The 17237-nt window shown below is 72.3% G+C and carries 17 protein-coding genes; 8 read left to right on the forward strand and 9 right to left on the reverse strand.

The window, feature by feature from the left end:
* The first annotated feature begins 189 nt into the window (after positions 1-189).
* The 8 genes from rpmH (at position 190) to P0Y31_RS03050 (ending at position 6453) form a co-directional block, all read left to right on the forward strand.
* On the forward strand, positions 190-327 hold the full coding sequence (gene rpmH, locus P0Y31_RS03015) for a 50S ribosomal protein L34 (RefSeq protein WP_013885212.1): 138 nt from the start codon (positions 190-192) through the stop codon (positions 325-327).
* Positions 328-337: 10 nt separating this feature from the next.
* Positions 338-721 carry a ribonuclease P protein component gene (gene rnpA, locus P0Y31_RS03020; protein WP_275866580.1) on the forward strand — a complete coding sequence of 128 codons (384 nt, stop codon included), beginning with the start codon at positions 338-340 and terminating at the stop codon, positions 719-721.
* Complete coding sequence (yidD, locus tag P0Y31_RS03025; protein ID WP_275866581.1) at positions 718-975, forward strand: membrane protein insertion efficiency factor YidD; 258 nt, start codon at positions 718-720, stop codon at positions 973-975. Before rnpA ends, yidD begins: the two co-directional genes overlap by 4 nt.
* 94 nt (positions 976-1069) lie before the next feature.
* Positions 1070-2104 (forward strand): membrane protein insertase YidC, encoded by a 1035-nt coding sequence (yidC, locus tag P0Y31_RS03030; protein WP_275866582.1) that lies wholly within the window; start codon positions 1070-1072, stop codon positions 2102-2104.
* A 95-nt stretch (positions 2105-2199) separates the two neighbouring features.
* A complete protein-coding gene (locus P0Y31_RS03035) occupies positions 2200-2871 on the forward strand; it encodes a R3H domain-containing nucleic acid-binding protein (protein WP_275866583.1) in 672 nt (223 codons plus the stop codon).
* Positions 2872-2890: 19 nt separating this feature from the next.
* A complete protein-coding gene (gene rsmG, locus P0Y31_RS03040) occupies positions 2891-3679 on the forward strand; it encodes a 16S rRNA (guanine(527)-N(7))-methyltransferase RsmG (protein WP_275866584.1) in 789 nt (262 codons plus the stop codon).
* 654 nt (positions 3680-4333) lie between these two features.
* Complete coding sequence (locus tag P0Y31_RS03045) at positions 4334-5200, forward strand: ParA family protein (protein ID WP_275866585.1); 867 nt, start codon at positions 4334-4336, stop codon at positions 5198-5200.
* 50 nt (positions 5201-5250) lie between these two features.
* Complete coding sequence (locus tag P0Y31_RS03050) at positions 5251-6453, forward strand: ParB/RepB/Spo0J family partition protein (RefSeq protein WP_275866586.1); 1203 nt, start codon at positions 5251-5253, stop codon at positions 6451-6453.
* A gap of 135 nt (positions 6454-6588) precedes the next feature.
* On the opposite strand, the gene P0Y31_RS03055 is transcribed toward P0Y31_RS03050, so the two are convergent.
* The 9 genes from P0Y31_RS03055 to P0Y31_RS03095 all read right to left on the reverse strand — a co-directional run bounded on the left by P0Y31_RS03055 (position 6589) and on the right by P0Y31_RS03095 (position 17210).
* The gene (locus P0Y31_RS03055) at positions 6589-7773 is read right to left on the reverse strand and encodes an N-acetylmuramoyl-L-alanine amidase (RefSeq protein ID WP_275866587.1); all 1185 of its coding nucleotides are present in this window, start codon (positions 7771-7773) and stop codon (positions 6589-6591) included.
* 160 nt (positions 7774-7933) lie between these two features.
* On the reverse strand, positions 7934-8260 hold the full coding sequence (gene trxA / locus P0Y31_RS03060) for a thioredoxin (RefSeq protein ID WP_091759046.1): 327 nt from the start codon (positions 8258-8260) through the stop codon (positions 7934-7936).
* A 76-nt stretch (positions 8261-8336) separates the two neighbouring features.
* Entirely contained in the window at positions 8337-9356 is a 1020-nt protein-coding gene (gene trxB, locus P0Y31_RS03065; protein ID WP_275866588.1) for a thioredoxin-disulfide reductase, read from the reverse strand.
* 142 nt (positions 9357-9498) lie between these two features.
* A complete protein-coding gene (locus tag P0Y31_RS03070; RefSeq protein WP_275866589.1) occupies positions 9499-10242 on the reverse strand; it encodes a hypothetical protein in 744 nt (247 codons plus the stop codon).
* Positions 10243-10327: 85 nt separating this feature from the next.
* On the reverse strand, positions 10328-10900 hold the full coding sequence (gene sigM, locus P0Y31_RS03075; RefSeq protein ID WP_275866590.1) for an RNA polymerase sigma factor SigM: 573 nt from the start codon (positions 10898-10900) through the stop codon (positions 10328-10330).
* Positions 10901-10921: 21 nt separating this feature from the next.
* Positions 10922-12832 carry a hypothetical protein gene (locus P0Y31_RS03080; protein ID WP_275866591.1) on the reverse strand — a complete coding sequence of 637 codons (1911 nt, stop codon included), beginning with the start codon at positions 12830-12832 and terminating at the stop codon, positions 10922-10924.
* 126 nt (positions 12833-12958) lie between these two features.
* Positions 12959-14608: a murein biosynthesis integral membrane protein MurJ gene (murJ, locus tag P0Y31_RS03085; RefSeq protein ID WP_275866592.1), complete on the reverse strand. Its 1650-nt coding sequence runs from the start codon at positions 14606-14608 to the stop codon at positions 12959-12961.
* Positions 14605-16752 (reverse strand): DUF6049 family protein, encoded by a 2148-nt coding sequence (locus P0Y31_RS03090; protein ID WP_275866593.1) that lies wholly within the window; start codon positions 16750-16752, stop codon positions 14605-14607. The genes murJ and P0Y31_RS03090 overlap by 4 nt, the downstream gene beginning before the upstream one ends.
* The gene (locus P0Y31_RS03095; protein WP_275806117.1) at positions 16725-17210 is read right to left on the reverse strand and encodes an NUDIX hydrolase; all 486 of its coding nucleotides are present in this window, start codon (positions 17208-17210) and stop codon (positions 16725-16727) included. The genes P0Y31_RS03090 and P0Y31_RS03095 overlap by 28 nt, the downstream gene beginning before the upstream one ends.
* Positions 17211-17237: the final 27 nt, after the last annotated feature.

Genomic DNA, 17237 nt, shown 5'->3' on the forward strand with positions numbered 1-17237 from the left:
GCGCTGGTGGAACGAGAGGTGCTGGTTTGACCCTGTCACCGGCGCTCGCGTACCGTAGGCGAGGCCTTGTCGGCCGTTTTCGCATGCCCGTGACTCGCTTCGCGGGCTTCCGATTGCGGCCGGCGTCGGCCGCCGCCCCCGCCAAAGCACTCGCGGACCACCGGGGTCCGACCAGTTACGGAGATCAACGTGAGCAAGCGTACTTTCCAGCCGAACAACCGCCGCCGGGCCAAGACCCACGGTTTCCGCCTGCGCATGCGCACCCGCGCTGGTCGCGCCATCCTGGCCGCCCGTCGTCGCAAGGGCCGCTCCGAGCTCTCCGCCTGAGGCCCCGGACGTGCTGCCCGCGCAGCACCGGCTGCGTCACAGCGCCGACTTCGCGGCAGCGGTCCGAGCATCAGGGGGAGCACGATCGGGCTCCCGCCTCATCGTGGTTCACGCCAACCAGACCGACGCGCGTGCGGGTCTCCCGCCGCGGGTCGGTTTTGTTGTCTCCAAGGCGGTCGGTCCGGCCGTGGTCCGCAACCGCACCAAGCGCCGCCTGCGCGCCCTGGTGCACCAGCGCCTGGACCGCGTCCCCACCGGCACAGACCTCGTCATACGCGCGAATCCCCCTGCGGCACAAGCGGATTCGCAGCAACTGGCGGGTGACCTCGACCTGCTCCTGGCTCGAGTGCTGAAGCGGCTCACGGCCGCCTCCCCGACAGGTGGGGCGGCATGAGGACCCTCCAGAAGGTGCTCGCGGCGCCGCTGGTCGGGCTCATCCTCTTCTACCAGCGGGTCATCTCGCCGATGACCCCGCCCACGTGCCGGTACTACCCGTCGTGCTCCCAGTACGCCCTCACTGCCATCCGGCGGTTCGGTCCCCTGAAGGGAACCTGGCTGGCCGTCAGGAGGTTGCTGAGGTGCCACCCCTGGACACCGGGTGGCGTCGACCACGTCCCGCCCGCCCCGCCCGCCCCGGCCGCCCGCTGACGGCAGCCCCCGACGTCTCGCCGGCCACGCGGCATACCGCCTCTGGCCCGGCACCACTGGTGAGCCGACCGCTCACCTCCACACAGAGGACAGCATGGACTTCTTCACCAAGTTGATCTACCCGTTCGAGTGGCTCGTGGCCTGGATCCTCTACGGGTGGCACTCGTTCTTCGACGCGATCGGCCTCGACCCGGCATCGGGTGCCGCCTGGGTGCTCTCCATCATCGGTCTCGTGGTGGTCATGCGCGCCGCGATGATCCCGCTGTTCGTCCGCCAGATCCACGCCTCGCGCCGGATGCAGCTCATCCAGCCGGAGATGCAGAAGATCCAGGCGAAGTACAAGGGCAAGACCGACCCGGACTCCCGTCAGGCCATGACGCAGGAGACCATGGACCTCTACAAGAGGACCGGCACCAACCCCTTCTCGTCGTGCATGCCGATCCTCATCCAGTCGCCGTTCTTCTTCGGGCTCTTCCGGGTGCTCAACGGCCTGGAGTCGATCGCCACCGGGAAGACGGAGCCGATCGGCCCGATCACCCAGGACGTCGCCGCGCAGGCGGAGCAGTCGACCTTCCTGGGCGCACAGCTGTCCGACACGTTCATGAGCGCCGACAGCACGGCCACCTACATCGTCACCGTGCTGCTCATCCTCCTGATGTCGGCGACCACGTTCACCACCCAGCACCAGCTGATGCGCAAGAACATGCCCGCGTCGGCGCTCGACAACCCCTTCGCCAAGCAGCAGAAGGTGCTGCTCTACCTGATGCCGATCTTCTTCGCGATCTCCGGCATCAACTTCCCGATCGGTGTCCTCATCTACTGGACGGTGACCAACATCTGGTCGATGGTCCAGCAGTTCTACGTGATCCGCCGTATGCCGGCGCCGGGCTCGCCGGCGGAGAAGGCGCTGCACGAGCGTCGCGCCAAGCGCGGCAAGCCGGTGCAGGAGCTGACCGTCAAGGGGCTCGAGGACACGTCGGCGCCGGCGGACGAGACAGCCCCGCAGAAGACCTCCGGCCAGCGCCAGCAGCCGAAGCGGTCCAAGAAGCGCAAGGCTGGTGGCGGCCAGAGTCGGCCGAGCCAGGGCGGCGGGTCGCCGGCCAAGCCGGCACCGAGTCCCGAGAAGTAACCAGACGTAGGTCCGGCCGCGGCGCGCAGCGGGTGCTGCCCGCGGCCAGTCCAGCAGACCCGGCTTTTCCACAGGCTTTTGCACAGGAGATGAACATGAGCGACCAGACCGAGCCCCAGACCCAGGAACCGCGCACGGAGCAGGACGGGCAGGCCCCCACGCTCGAGGGCACCGCAGACTCGCACGGATCGGTCCCGGCGAGTTCGGTGGCAGACGTTGCCGACTCGCTGGAGTCCGTGCAGTCGACCGAGTCCGCCAGCGAGGCTGGGGCGGCCCAGGCACGCGGCGGCCGTCGCAAGGTCGCGGACCTCGAGCGCGAGGGTGAGGTCGCGGCCGACTTCCTCGAGACGCTGCTCGACATCGCGGACCTCGACGGCGACATCGACGTCGACGTGGACGGCGACCGCGCTGCTGTCGCCATCGTGGACTCGGTGGAGGGACGCGTGCCCCGCCGGCTCGTCGGCCCCGACGGCAAGGTCCTCGAGGCGCTGCAGGAGCTGACCCGCCTGGCGGTGCAGTCCGCGACCGGTGAGCGGAGCCGACTGATGCTCGACGTCGCCGGTCACCGCGCCGAGCGTCGGGCCGAGCTGGTCGGCATCGCCCGTGAGGCGGTCGCCGAGGTGCGCGCCTCCGGGGAGAAGAAGTCCCTGTCGCCGATGAGCGCCTTCGAGCGCAAGGTGGTGCACGACGAGGTCCTCGCGGCCGGTCTCGCCTCGGAGTCCGAGGGCACCGAGCCGCACCGGCGCGTCGTGGTCCTCCCGGCCTGACGTTTCACGTGAAACGCGCATGACGCACCGTTCCGCCACCGAGCGCGAGCAGGAGGAGCCGTCGGCAGGTCTGCCGGCGGCTCCTGCTGCTGCCGCCCCCATCTTCGGCAACCGGCTCCCGCTGGCCGAGCGCTTCGCCGCCGTGCTCGCCGACACCGGGGTCAGTCACGGCCTGATCGGGCCGCGGGAGGTGCCGCGCCTGTGGGACCGTCACATCCTGAACTGCGCCGTCGCCCACGAGGCGTTCCCGCAGTCGACGACGGTGATCGACGTGGGCTCCGGCGCCGGGCTCCCCGGGCTGGCTCTTGCGGTGGCCCGTCCAGATCTGCAGATTCACCTCGTTGAGCCGATGCTGCGCCGCACGAACTGGCTCAGTGCGACGGTCGAAACCCTCGGTCTCGAAAACTGCACGGTGCACCGTGGTCGGGCGGAGGAGTTTCGCGGCCGCCTCAGCTCTCCCTACGCGACGGCCCGGGCGGTCGCGCGGATCGACAAGCTCGCCCGCTGGACTTTCCCGCTGCTGGAGCCCGGCGGGGTCCTCGTCGCCCTCAAGGGAGACCAGGCCGCTCAGGAGCTCGCGGAGGAGCGGGAGGTGCTGACCAAGCTGGGGATGGTGCACGCCGACATTCGTACCTATGGGGCCGGGCTCCTCGAGGTGCCGACCGTGACCATGGAGCTCACGGTGGGCGCGAACACCCACGGGGCGTCGCGTGGCCCGAGGAAGGCAAAGAAGCGACCCTCGGCCCGCTCGAAGAAGGCAGGAGACGCGGTCCGCGAGACCCGTCGGACACGGCACACCGAGAGCTGACCTCCCCGGTTTGGAGCCCGGTCCCTCGTACGGTTGGATGAACCCCATGTGCGACGAGGTGACGGAGTGACAGAAGCGCGGCAGCTCGAACGAGGCCTCGGTTGGCCCGGACTCGTCGGCTCCACTACCGCCCCCCTGGGCTGGCCCGAGGAAGACCGTGTTTCACGTGAAACCGTCTTCGTGTCGGCCCCGGTGAGTCACAACGGGCCCCATGCCGAGGGCATTGAGGGTGACCGTGAGAGGGGAGACGCGATGCACCTCGAAGCGACGGCATCCGCCGCAACCGCACAGTCCCGGGAGCCCCAGGCCGCGGAACCCGATCAGGCGGAGCCCGCACCGGCCGCGGAGGCCGGAGGGGCCGTAGAGCCGGGAGGGGTCACCGCGCTCGCAGCGCCCGCAGCGGCCATGGAGCCGCTGGCCACGGTTTCACGTGAAACCGACGCTGACGCGGAGATTGCTGGCAGCGACGGAGCTGGCACTCACGTGCACGACAGGGAGACCACGGCTGTCGCCACTCCTGACATCCACCACCAGGGGGACGCACTGGCCGCGGAAGAGGCACTGGCTGCAGTCGTTTCACGTGAAACGGATGAGCGCACCGAGCTCGCCTCAGCCCTTCCCGCGGCCGGTGCTGACACTCCGTTGGCCCAAGCGGTGGCGGAGGACGCCCGCAAGCGGATCGCCCTGAGTGGGCGAGTCTTCCCCAAGCCGACCATGACCCGGGTCATGACGGTGGCGAACCAGAAGGGCGGCGTGGGCAAGACGACCACCACGGTCAACGTCGCCGCGGCGCTGGCCCAGGCCGGGCTCACCGTGCTGGTCATCGACATCGACCCGCAGGGCAACGCCAGCACGGCGCTGGGTATCGAGCACCACGCCGAGGTGCCGAGCATCTACGACGTGCTCGTCGACGGGACCCCGATCTCTGAGGTCGTGCAGGAGTGCCCGGACGTCTCGGGCCTGTTCTGTGCGCCGGCCACGATCGACCTCGCCGGCGCCGAGATCGAGCTCGTGTCGATGGTGGCCCGCGAGACGCGCCTGCAGAAGGCGATCGCTGCGTACATCGCGTCGGCCGACGAGCTGGGCCACGCGGTTCCGGACTACGTGTTCGTCGACTGCCCCCCGAGCCTGGGCCTGCTCACGGTGAACGCCTTCGTGGCGGCGGACGAGGTGTTCATCCCCATCCAGTGTGAGTACTACGCGCTCGAGGGCCTCTCGCAGCTGCTCAAGAACATCGAGCTGATCAAGAACCACCTGAACCCCACGCTGCACGTCTCGACGATCCTGCTGACGATGTACGACGGTCGCACCCGCCTCTCGGCGCAGGTGGCGGAGGAGGTGCGGGCGCACTTCCCCCAGCAGGTGCTGCGCACCTCCGTGCCGCGCTCGGTCCGTATCTCCGAGGCGCCCAGCCATGGCCAGACGGTCATGACGTACGACCCCAACAGCAGCGGCGCCCTCTCCTACCTCGAGGCCGCAAGCGAACTCGCGGACCGCGGCGTGAGCGCGCGAGCCTCATGAGCACCAGCACCTCCAGCACGCCCCCGGCACAGGACAAGAAAGGCCAGCAGATGAGCGAGAAGCGTCGCGCCCTCGGGCGCGGGCTCGGCGCCCTGATCCCCTCCACCCCGGCAGGAGAGGGGGCTGCGCGGCCGGTCGACGTGTTCTTCAAGGACAACAGCGCTGCGGTGCAGGCGCGCTCGACCGTGCTGGCCCCGCCGGCCGAGGGGACGGAGCCGCCCCAGGTGGCAGACCACCTGGTCACCACGGAGCTCCGGGGCACGCCGGGACAGTCGAGCGAGGTCGATGGCGCTGACACGCGCGCGTCCTCCGGTCAGGGAGCCGGCTCGGAGCGGTCCGACGGGGGATCCCTGAACGGCGAAGGCTCCGGGTCCGCCCTGGGCGAGCCCTCGAGCGATGCGTCCACCGATGGTGAAGGCCTGGCACCGGTGCCGGGCGCGACCTACGCCGAGGTGCCGGTCACTGCCATCCGGCCCAACCCCAAGCAGCCGCGCAGCGTCTTCGACGAGGACGACATGGGCGAGCTCGTGCACAGCATCCGCGAGATCGGGGTTCTGCAGCCGATCGTGGTGCGCCCGGTCAGCGATGGCGAGGACGGGGTCCGCTTCGAGCTCATCATGGGTGAGCGCCGATGGCGGGCCACCCAGGAGGCCGGTCTGGAGACGGTCCCCGCGATCGTCAAGGAGACCGAGGACGACGACCTCCTGCGCGACGCCCTGCTCGAGAACCTCCACCGCAGCCAGCTGAACGCGCTCGAGGAGGCCGCGGCCTACTCGCAGCTGCTCGAGGACTTCGGCTGCACCCACGACGAGCTGGCCGGTCGGATCGGCCGCTCCCGGCCGCAGATCTCCAACACCCTCCGGCTGCTCAAGCTCCCCCCGCTGGTGGCCCGCCGGGTCGCGGCCGGGGTGCTGAGCGCCGGGCACGCCCGCGCCCTGCTGGCCCTCGAGGACGCGGCGGCGATGGAGCGACTGGCACAGCGGATCGTGGCCGAGGGCCTCTCGGTGCGCAGCGTCGAGGAGATCGTCGCGCTCGGGGGCGACCAGGAGCGGGCCAAGCCGCGGCGTCCGCGTGCGGGCAGCCGTCACCCCCAGCTCGACGACCTCGCCGCTCGCCTGTCCGACCGGTTCGACACCCGGGTCAACATCGCCCTCGGCCAGCGCAAGGGAAAGCTCACCGTGGAGTTCGCCTCCGTCGAGGACCTGAACCGGATCGTCGACCTCCTGGGCATCGACCCTCGCGGCGCAGCCTGATAGCACGAAAAGCATGAAGTCCCACAAATTGTGGACTAAAGTGCGGCGATGAGCCCAAGAAGAGGGCCCTTGCATCTCATGACTGAGATGCAAGGGCCCTCTGGTGTTCTCCGAGGAGCCGTGGAGATGCTCCGCTCAGGCACCCCCGCCCGAGGCCAGGTAGGCCCGCAGGTCACCGAGTCGCAGCACACCCGTCGCGTTGGTGTCGTCCTCGCCGAGGTACATGCGCTGCAGGCTGACGAGGACTGCCTCGGCAAGGGTGTCGCGGAACGCCGGGTCGGCGAGGCGCGCGGCATCCTCCGGGTGCGAGAGGTAGCCGGCCTCGAGCCGGACGGCGGGCATGATGGTCTGCTGCAGGAGGCGCCACGACCGCCCGTGCGAGCGGCAGTTGGCCAGCCCGGTGCGGGCCACGATCTCCCGCTGGAGGAGGTCGGCGAGATGCTCACCCACGGCGGACCACGCGGTGCGGCGGTCGCGTCCGAAGAAGAAGCTCGCGACACCACTGGCGTCCACGTGGTCGTGGGAGTCGCAGTGCAGCGAGAGCAGCACGTCGGCCTCGGCGCGGTTGGCGAGGGCGGCCCGCTCCTCGTCGCTCGGGCAGGTGCTCTCGGTGCGGGTGTAGACCACGGAGACGCCGATGGCCGTCAGTCGCCCCTCGATGCGCCGGGCGAGGTCGAGCACGAGGTCGGCCTCGCGGAGCCCGTTGCGGGTGGCGCCGGGGTCGTCGCCGCCGTGCCCGGGGTCGAGCACCACGGTCCGCCCACTGAGGCTGTGCCCGGAGCGGCGGACGCGTTCCTGCTCGCGCAGCACGGTGGCCGACCCGCCCGAGACGCTGCGGCGCAGGTCGGCGAAGGCGCGGAGGGTGTCGGGCCCCACGGACCCGTCGGCGGGCAGGCCGTAGGCGCGCTGGAAGGCGCGGACCGCCTGCTCCGTGGTCTGGCCGAACCGCCCGTCGACCCTCCCGGCGGCGAAGCCGAGCGTGTTGAGGCGCTCCTGCAGGGCGGCGACGTCCTCACCGTGCTGCAGGTGGCCGGGGGTGTGCAGCAGGATCCGGTCGCCCAGGGTCCACCGCGCGCCGTCGATGGCCGAGAACGTCTCCGGACCGACGATGCCGTCGACGATCAGGCCCTGGCGCTGCTGGAAGTCGCGCACGGCCCGCTCGAGTGCCTCGTCGTACAGCTCGTGGTCGACCTCGGGCCCGTCGAGGCTGGACCTGTCGGCCACGTGGGTCTGCGACAACGCCACGAGGCGGCGGCGCACGTCGGCCACGGCAGGCCCACGGCTGCCACGACGGAGCAGACCGTTGTTGCTGCTGGACACGAAGCCTCCTGGACAAGGGGCGCCCCACGAACGGTGGGCGACGGAAACGGGAAGAGCCTAGGCGAGGGCGGGCGGGCGGGCCAACCACGCGAAACCCACCTGGCACGACGATGCCGGCCGCCCCGGGTGGGGCGGCCGGCATACGTGGGTGCGGCGGTGCTCAGCCGAGGTAGTCGGCCAGCTCGCGCACCAGCTTCGGCTTGGGGAGAGCACCGACCAGGGTCTTGACGACCTCGCCCTTGACGTAGACGTTCAGGGTCGGGATGCCGGTGATGCCGTAGCGGCCGGTGATCTCGGGGTTCTCGTCGGTGTTGAGCTTGACGACCTCGATCTTGCCGGCGTGCTCGTTGGCGAGCTCCTCCAGCACCGGGGCGACCGCGCGGCAGGGGCCGCACCAGGGTGCCCAGAAGTCCACCAGCACGGGCTTGTCGTTCATCAGGACGTCCTGGTCGAACGTCTTGTCGGTGGTCTCCTTGGTGGCTCCCACGGTGGGGGCTCCTCTCATTCGGTGTGGCGTCGGTTCGGAAGGTGAAAGGGGTGGCCCAGGGCCCGGGGCGAGTGTGTCAGCGGCTGCTGACAGCGCCCTCGAGGGGGTTCTCGGACTCGATGAGGGCGGCGTCGGTGGCGGGCTCGCCGGCCTCCTCGCGGGCGGCGAGGTAGCGCTCGGCGTCCAGCGCCGCCGCGCAGCCGGAGCCGGCAGCGGTGATGGCCTGGCGGTAGGTGTGGTCGACCAGGTCGCCGCAGGCGAAGACGCCCTCGACGTTGGTGAGGGTGGTGCGGCCCTGCACCTGGACGTAGCCGGCGTCGTCGAGGTCGACGACGCCCTTGACCAGCTCGTTGCGCGGGTCGTGGCCGATGGCGACGAAGACGCCGGTGACCGGCAGCTCGCGGGTCTCGCCCGTGACGGTGTCGGTGAGGGTGACGCCGGTGACCTTGGCATCGCCGTGGATCGCGGTGACCGCGCTGTTCCACGCGAACCTGATCTTGTCGTTGGCCAGGGCGCGCTGGGCCATGATCTTGGAGGCCCGCAGCTCGTCACGGCGGTGCACGATGGTCACCGACCTGGCGAACTTGGTGAGGAAGGTGGCCTCCTCGACCGCGGAGTCGCCGCCACCGACGACCACGATGTCCTGGTCGCGGAAGAAGAAGCCGTCGCACGTGGCACACCACGAGACCCCGTGTCCGGACAGGCGCTTCTCGTCGGGCAGGCCCAGCTCGCGGTAGGCCGAGCCCATGGCGAGGACGACCGCGTGGGCGCGGTAGGTGTTGCCCTCGGAGTCGGTGACCGTCTTGACCTCGCCCTGCAGGTCGACCGCAGTGACGTCGTCGGTGACCAGCTCGGCACCGAAGCGCTCGGCCTGGGCGCGCATGTTCTCCATGAGCTCGGGGCCCATGATGCCGTCGCGGAAACCGGGGAAGTTCTCCACCTCGGTGGTGTTCATCAGCGCGCCACCGGCGGTGACGGCCCCTTCGAACACCAGCGGCTTGAGGTTCGCCCGGGCGGCGTAGACCGCGGCGGTGTAGCCGGCCGGGCCGGAGCCGATGATGATCACGTTCCGGACGTCGGACACGTCGCTGCTCACAGGTACTGCCCCTTGTGGTCTGGGTGGGTGCGGACCGCAAGATGCGGTGCTGCTGGCTGAACAGAATCGTAGGGCCTGTTTGTTCCGTGCAGGCACGCGGCAGGCCGGGACACGGCCGGGTCAGGTGGGCGACACGGCTGGTTCAGGGGACCGGCACCGGGCCGGCGAGCGGGGCGGGGCGCCCGGTGGTGCAGGTGCGCTGCACCGCGTATGCCGCGCGGCCGCTCTCGGTGGTCAGGACCACCACCACCGCAGGGTGGCCGTCGAAGCTGCCGAGGTCGGCCAGGGCTGCCGTGAAGTGCCCGGTGGTGAGGGCCGAGAGGCAGGAGCGCAGGCCGGTCTCGGTGCCGATCGGGCCGATGGCGGGGGACTCCGCCCCCAGCGGCGGCAGCGTGACTCCCGGGTCGTCGAGCAGGGTCCGGGCCTGGTCGGCGAAGGCGGAGGAGGTGTAGGCGGTGTTGGTGTGGTGGATGCTCACCACCGAGGTGGCCGACTGCGCCCCGCTGTCGGCACTACCGCCCGCCGGGGCGCGGCCGGCCGCGTCGCCGGAGACCGCCTCCGAGGTGGATCCGCCGAACAGGGCGCCCACGTCGTTGGGTGCGGTGCCGGTGAGCAGCGAACCGGCGCCCAGCCCGATGACGGCGGCCGCCGCGGCAGCCAGGCCCGCGGTGCGCCACACCGGCGTGCGCCGGGAGGAGCCGGCTGCGTGCAGCGGCCGGGCGGCCGGCCCCCGCTGCTGCTCGGCGGCCAGGCTGGCGGTGATCCGCGCGACCAGGTCGTCGGGCATCGGACCGGGGTCCGGCAGCGAGGACAGCAGGGCGCGCATGCCCGTGGGGTCGTCATCGGGGTCGGGTGGCCCAGGCGGCGTATGACGCAGGGTCACCACGACGACCTCCTGGGAGAGCGCTGTCCGGCCCCCGACGGGACCGGGAGAGCCGCCTGTCGACGGCAGTACTGACATGTGTACGACGTCACGGCGCCCCCGAAGGTTCCGCGACGTCCGTGACCGAGGGCCCCAGCATCGCGGCGAGGGCGGCACGGCCGCGGGCACAGCGGGACTTCACCGTGCCCTCGGCGACCTCCAGCACCGCGGCGGCCTCGGCGACCGGCAGCCCGTGCATGTCCACGAGGACGAGCGCCAGCCGCTGGCCCTCCGGCAGGCGTGCCAGCGCCTCGCGCACGTCGATGCGGGTCTCGGCCTGACCGGTGGCGTCGCGGCGGTCGGGGAGGTCGTGCTCGGGGAGGGCGGTGAGGGGACGCTCGCGCCGCAGTCGGTCGAGGCAGGCGTTGACGACGATGCGGTGCAGCCAGGTCGTCACGGCCGCGTCGCCCCGGTAGGACTCCGCTCGCCGGAACGCGGCGATGAAGGCATCCTGCAGGCAGTCGGCGGCCAGCTCGCGGTTGCTCGTGGTGCGCAGGGCGACCGCCCACATGCGGTCGCGGTGCCGGCGGAAGAGCTCGCCGAAGGCCTCTGGGTCGCCGGCGCAGTGCTGCGCCATGAGGTCCCGGTCGGTCCGCTCCCTCAGGGGGAGCTCCTCGCCCATGGCGGCCGTCCCGGGACCTTCCTACCGCACCGTGATCTCGGCGAGGGTGGCGCGGAAGCGACCGCCGTCGACCTTGCTGACCTCGGTGAACCACACCATGACGTACTTGCCCGCCACCTCGGCGTCCTTCGCCGCGATGGTGACCTTGCCCTTCTTGCCCGTGGAGGTGCCGAGCTCGGTGGCGCCCTCGCGGTCGTTGTCCTCGCCGACGTAGACCGTGACGTCGGCGGCGTGCGGCAGCTCGAGGGTGACCTCCTTGACCTTGGCCGGCTGGCCGAGGTCGACGATGACGCCCACGCCGGGCTTGAGGCCACCGAGGTTGCTCGTGGCGTAGCCCTCGGAGCTCCAGAACGTGGAGGTGTCACCGTCGTAGACGCGCGGCGCCTCGCTGTTGCGCTCGCTGCCGTCGCCCTCGGGGTCGAAGCCGGTGGCCTTGAGGATCGCGAGCGGCTCGCCCGCCGAGTCGGTCGACGGCTCCTGGGTCGGGGTGTCGCTGGGCGTCACGGTCTGGGCCGGCCCGGTCACCGTGACGGTGGGGCGAGGCGTGCTGCCCGAGAGGTCGATACCCGTGTTGGAGCCGAACTGCGAGACGCCCCAGAAGCCGATGAGGGTCGCCACGACGACGAACCCCGCGATGATCGCCAGGGCCATCTTGGACTGGTCGCGCGTCGGTGCCGCGGCCGTCTCCGGGGGAAGCATCGGCAGCGGGGGCTCCACGTCGTCGTCCCCGGCGAGCAGGGCGTCCTCCAGGGAGACCCGGTTGCGCTCGGCACGCTCGTTGGCCTCGACGCGGGCGGCCCGCTTCTCGGCAGCCTTGTCGGCTGCGGCCCGGGCGAAGCTGCCGACCTTGCCGGCCGCTGTGCCGGCTGCCTGGCCCGCGGCCTGCCCGGCGGTGCCGAGCGCCCCGGCGACGGCGGTGGCCGCCGCGGCTGCGGTGTGCTGGGGCCCGGGCTCGCGGCCGCCCGCCGCGGAGTCGGCGTCCGCGTCCGGGTAATGGTCGCTGTCGGGCTGCACGGCAGGCCCGGGCTGGGGCGCTGGCGGAGCCGCGGCGCTGGCCCCGGAGCCGCCCCGGCCCGGCAGGGGGAGGGCCAGGGTCTTGTCCACGCCGCCGCTGGTGGTGGCGAGGTCGGCGACGGCGATGGGCGCGGTGGTGGTGCCGCCGAGGCCGCTGATCATGGCCCGGGACCACGGCGCGATCTGGGTCGCGAAGTCGCCGGGGGTGAGCGGTCCCTCGTCATCGTTGAGGGTCAGGCGGCACAGCGCGTCGAGGTCGCCGGGCACCCCGGCAGCGATCTCCGAGGGCGCCGGCACGCCGCCGACAAGGTGGGGGGCGGCCTCCAGGCCCGGCACCCGGCCCGGGAGCGGCCACCTGCTGGTCAGCGCGGCATACGCAATGGCGACGACGCCCACGGCGTCGGTGCGCGAGGCCTCGGTGGAGCCCTGGTCGTCGACGCCGGCCAGGGCGGCGGCGGTGGCCAGCCCGGACACCTTGACGGCTCCGTCACCGGTGCGCCACACCGAGGAGGGGGTGAGCTGGAGGTGGTGCAGCCCCCGGCCGCGGGCGGCCTCGAGCCCGGCAGCCGTCTCGCCCGCGATGCGGCGGGCCTCCTCCGAGGGCAGGCCGCCCTGTTCGAGGAGGTGGGTCAGCGTGTGCGCCTCGTGGAGGGCCTCCTCGACGAAGAAGGCGACGTCCTCGGACCGCCCGACGTCGAGGATGCGGACCAGGCGGTCGTTGTCTACCCCGGCGGCTCGGCGGGCCGCGTCCATGGCGGCATCGGCATTGGGGTCGTCGGCGGCGAAGACCACCACGACGACGTCGCGCTCCAGCGTGGTGTCGTGCGCGGACCAGCGCTCGGCGCGCGGCTGCTGCTCGAGGCGGCGCTGGACGGCATACCGCCCTCCCAGCACCGTCGATGGTCCTACGCCGTGCACGCTGCCTCCTCGCTGGGGCCGGGTCGGTTCGCGTCGGTCGGGTGGTCTGGGTCGAGGTCCAGGCCAGCCCTGGTGGGTCTCCGGGCCGGCGTGGGGTCTGGGCGCGGCGCCCGGTGCCCGCTCATCCTAGGGTGTGCCGCCGGCGTCGCGACCACGGCGCGCGCGGACCCGGCGCAGCACCGGGTCGAGCAGCAGTCCGACCTCGTCGACGCGCAGCCGGTGGGCCAGCCAGAGGGCCGTGAGCGCGAAGACCCCGCCGCCGACCAGGAGCTCGAGCAGGGCCCCGGTCCAGGTGGCGGTGTCGACGCCGGCCCGGTCCAGCACCACCAGCACCAGCCAGCCGACGACGCCGGCCGCAACGGCGGCGGTCGCGAGGCGGACGTAGGCCTGCACGGTGGGGCGAAGCCCCAGGGAGCCGAACCGGCGCCGGAGCAGGAGGAAGCCCACCAGGGCGGCGGCCAGGTTGCTGACGGTCTGGCCCAGGCCGACCACGATCCCCGTGCGCAGCGGGTCGACGAAGGCGGCCACGAGGTTCACCACGGTCGCCAGCAGCGTGACGATGATCTGCAGGTAGAAGGGCGTCTTGGCATCCTCGAACGCGTAGTAGACGCGCTGGATGAGGTAGAGCCACCCGAACGGGACGATCCCGAGCATCATCGCGACCATCACCTCGGAGATCGCCTCTGCCGCCTCGGGGGAGTTGTCGTAGAACGCCACGCGGACCAGCTGCTGTCCGAGCAGGGCGACGCCGACGGTCGCCGGGACGAGGACCGCCGCCGGCATGCGCAGCCCGCGGCCGAGGTCGGCGACCACCTCCTGGTCGTCCCCGCGGTGCGCCGCCTGCGACAGCCTGGTGAACAGGGCGGTCACGAGGGAGACCGTGACCAGCGAGTGGGGCAGCATGAAGAGGAGGAAGGCCAGGCCGTAGGCGAAGATGCCGGCACCCGTCTGGCCCCGCTCCTCGATGAGGTCGCCGGCCCGGGTCATCACCTTCGAGGTGACGATGAAGCCGAGCTGGCTGACGGCCACGGCCGCGAAGGTCCACACCGCCACCCGGGACGCGGTGCCGAGGCCGGAGTCACGAAGTCCCCACGTGGGCCGGTAGCGGAAGCCGATGCGCCGCAGCGGAATGACCAGGACCAGCGCCTGGGCCGCAACGCCGAGGGTGGCCGTGCCTGCGAGCACCCAGACCATCTCGGGCGTCCAGTCGCTGACCGGTGCCTCGCTCGGGTAGTTCGCCCTGAACCAGAGGAGGCCGGCGATCGCGACGAGGTTGGCCAGGGCGGGGGCCCACATGTATGCCGCGAACCGGCCGCGCGCGTTGAGGACCTGGCCGAGCAGGGTGTAGAGCCCGTAGAAGAGGATCTGCGGGAGGCAGATCGCGGCGAAGGCCGCCGCCAGGCCGAGCGCCTCGGGGCTCCAGTTCTGCGAGAACAGCCGCACGAGGAGGGGGGCAGCCGCGGTGACCACCACGGTGGCCGCCACGATGACGGCGAACGAGATGGTCAGCAGGCGGTTGACGAACTCGTGCCCGCCGTCGTCGTCCCGGAGCGCGGCCTTGGTGATCTGGGGCACCAGCACGGCGTTGAGCACGCCACCGGCCAGGAGCAGGTAGAACTGGTTGGGCAGGGTGTTGGCCACCTGGAACGTGTCGGCAGCCACGCCGATGCCCACGACACCCCCGAGCACCGCAGCCCTGAGGAAGCCCAGCAGGCGGGAGACGACCGTCCCGGCCGCCATGACGGCGCTGCTGCGGGCCAGGCTTGCGTTGCTCATGCAGTTCCTTGCGAGGTCGGGAGGGGCTCGGCCGCGTTGACCGGTTCGGGCTTGCGGCGCACCGAGCGCCAGATGCCGAGCAGGAGGATGATCCCCGCGAAGCCGCCGAGGGTCCAGTAGACCCAGTCACCGGTGGGTGTGACCTGGACGAGCACGTCCGCTCCCTGGCCGATGACCGTGCCGTCGGGCGTGGTCAGCGTCGTGCGGATCGGCACCGGTCCGGCCGCGAGGGTCGTCACGCTCACGACGGCGGTGGCCCGGCTGTTCGCGCCGATGCGCATGACGGGCGGCTGGCTGTCGATGCGCAGCCGCGGGTTCGCCGGCTCCAGGGTCAGCTTGACGTTCTCCACCGCCACGTCGAGGTCGTTGGTCACCGTGATCTGGAGGCGGCCGGTCTCGGCGAGGAAGTTGATGTTGCGCCGCGACACCTCGATGCTCGTGGTCGTCTCGCGGGTGGCGGCGGTGATCTGCGCGTTGAGCTTCGTCCACCCGGCCGGGAAGGCACGCCAGCGGCTGGAGGCGAGCTGCTCGGCGGCCCTGCCCCAGGTGCGGGTGAAGGCGTCGCCGTCGTCCCGGATCAGCCCCACCCCGCGCACGATCTGCTCGCTCTCCTCGAGCTCGCGCAGCCGACGGGGTGTGAGCGTCGGCCGCTTCGTGGCGTACGGGTCGGCGGACGCGGTCGGCGTGCCCTGGGGCGTGGGGCGGGTGCCGACCTGCTTGGGCATCGGCACCGCCCGCTTGGCGTCGGCCAGCAGGGTGTTCGTGGTCACCGGCTCCAGCCAGGGGATGCCGTCCACGGCCTGGAGGAACGCGGCGGCGGCCGTGGGGTCGGGGTCGAAGGACCGGGGGGCCGCCACGAGCACCGACCTCCCCGAGGTGCCGGGCCGCTCGTCGAGGAGGGCGACGGTGTCGGCGATGAAGTGCTGCAGGCCGAGGGCGGCGCCGGCCGGGGAGCTGGTCTGCGCGAACAGGGCACTGAGGTCGTCGTCGTAGCCGAGCACCGGGAGGCCGTCGGCACTGCGGCGGTGGGCGTCCTGGGTGTTGCCCCCCAGCGGCAGCGTCGACTGGGCGGCCAGCTGCGCGCCCAGGCGGGGCTGCGAGGAGAAGAGCCGTCGCAGGGCGTCCTCCCGGGCGGCGGTGTAGCGCCCGTCGGCGGGCCAGGCCACGTCGGCGCGCCCGTCGAGCGCCCGGGCCACCCCCGACGAGCGGCCGATCAGGTCGGCCATCAGCCCGGACGTCGCCCCGGCATCGGCGACGGCGGCGACGTCGGCGTCGGTGTCGGGCAGCACCCAGGGGGAGTGCTGGGCGGCTGCGCCGCGGATCCGCTCCTCGACGGCGGACCGCAGGGCTGCCTCGTCGGTGTCGCTGTCCGGTCCCGACGACAGGGGTTCACCCGTGTCGGCGGGCAGCAGGCTCGGCACCAGGGTGGGGTCGAGCGCCCACGTGACCGGCGCCGACTCGGTGGACTCGACGACGCGTCCGAGCCGGGAGCCGGACCCCAGCGCCTTCTCCCACGCGGCGTCGCGGGCCGGGCCCTCGGGGCCGAAGAGCTCCGGGTCGGCGTCGAGGGTGAGCGGCACGACCCAGCCGAGCCGCAGCGGCTGGTACTGCTTCTGGCGCTGGTAGCCGGCGAAGGTGCGCAGGCTGGTGCCGGCCACCTCGACCGACAGCGGGAGCGCGCCGTAGGTGGCCTGTCCGAGGCCCGCGGCGCCCTTGACGTTCACCACGAAGTCGGCGGTGCCCCCGGCAGGGAGGGAGGACCCCAGCGGCGTCCGCCCGACCTCCCGGCCCTGGGCAGGGCCCTGGGCCGCAGCCCAGCTGTCGACGGCCTCGCGGGTGGGCAGGGGCTGCTCGCCGAGCACGACCCGGGCCACCGGTCGCGGGACCGCCGAGGTGCCCCGGTTGCTCACGGTGCCGCGCACGGTCACCGCCTGGCCGGGGCCGGCGATCGTCGGCGAGACGGAGGTGAGGCTGATCTGCAGCCGCGAGTCGGCGGCCGGCGCGCCCGGCAGGCCGGTGGCCGCCGGAGCAGCGGCCGCCGGCACGGCGGCCAGCCCGAGCGCAGGGAGAAGCAGAGTGACCACGGTGAGCGCCCGGCATACCCCGAGCCCCCGCATCACTCGCTCCCGGACAGTCGCTGCCATGCCTGTCGGGCGATGCGCCGCTCGTTGGGGAACGTCAGGTGCCGGTGCGCCTCCGCGAGCGGCAGCCAGGCCACGTCGATGGCCTCCTGGTCGGGGTCGTTCTCGATGGTGAGGAAGCCTCCGGTGGCCTCGAGCAGGTAGTGGTGCACGTACTTGTGGACCCGCTTGTCGCTGGTGGCGAACCAGTAGTCGATGGTGCCGAGCTCGGTGAGCACCCGGCCCTCGATGCCGGTCTCCTCGGCGACCTCGCGGGCGGCGGCCTCGGCGAGGGTCTCGCCGTCCTCCATGTGGCCCTTGGGCAGGCACCACTCGATGCGGCCGGCGCGGTTGCGGCGGGCGATCACGGCGATCCGGGCGGTGCCCTCGAAGACGTCGACGATGATCCCGCCGGCCGAGCGCTCCTCCACCGCGGGCAGCCGGCGGGTGATCCGCTCGGGGTCGCGCGCGGGGGAGGTCATGGCGGTCACTCTAACCAGCGTTCCTCG

The organism is Knoellia sp. 3-2P3 (assembly GCF_029223115.1).
Classification (GTDB): Bacteria; Actinomycetota; Actinomycetes; order Actinomycetales; family Dermatophilaceae; genus Pedococcus_A.